Origin of the sequence: [Mycobacterium] manitobense (assembly GCF_025821665.1) — a bacterium.
GTDB lineage: Bacteria > Actinomycetota > Actinomycetes > Mycobacteriales > Mycobacteriaceae > Mycobacterium > Mycobacterium arseniciresistens.
Genome location: NZ_JACKSJ010000094.1, coordinates 1 through 601 on the forward strand (window position 1 = coordinate 1; position 601 = coordinate 601).

Genomic DNA, 601 nt, shown 5'->3' on the forward strand with positions numbered 1-601 from the left:
GCCCAGCGCCTCACCGACCGGAACGCCGACCGGCTGAAGCAGCCCGGCGTTGATGTCCTGCTCCACCATCACGTCGTCGGCCAGCCGAGCGTCCAGCGCCGTGGCGCCGGCGTCGGTGGCCGCCCGGTACAGCCGTGCGGCGCGGGCCGGTTGGCCGCGGACCCAGCCCGCCAGTTCGGTCAGCGCGGCCGCCAGCCGTTCGTCCCGCAGCCCGTGCTCGGCCAGTTGCAAAGCGAGATCTGCTGTCAGCGTTGACATCTCGAGCTGGGTCACGAGCAGGGAGATCTCGATGTCGTGATGGCGGGCCGCGCCGGCGATCTGCGCGGCGCCGTGATGGACCGAACGCAGGAACGCCGGGTGGTGCGACGGGTCGATCAGGCCGCTGGCCCGGGCGCCGTCGACGAGGTCGAGCGCCTCGGCCTGGCTCACCCGCAGTGCCGCCGCCACGTCGTCGGGCCCGAGGTCCGCACTCAGCGACGACACCAGCAGTGTGTCGAGGACCGGTCCGTCGATGCGGCGCAGCCGCTCGGTGAGCGCGACCGCACCGGCCCTGCGGATCGCGCCGGGCGCGGTGGCCGCCGCGGTGAGCCCGTCGGCCGCC

The 601-nt window shown here is 74.7% G+C and carries 1 pseudogene; it reads right to left on the reverse strand.

Annotation, left to right across the window (positions count from 1 at the left end):
* Window positions 1-601, reverse strand: a pseudogene (locus H7I41_RS12420) (isoniazid response ATPase/transcriptional regulator IniR); the annotation flags it as partial.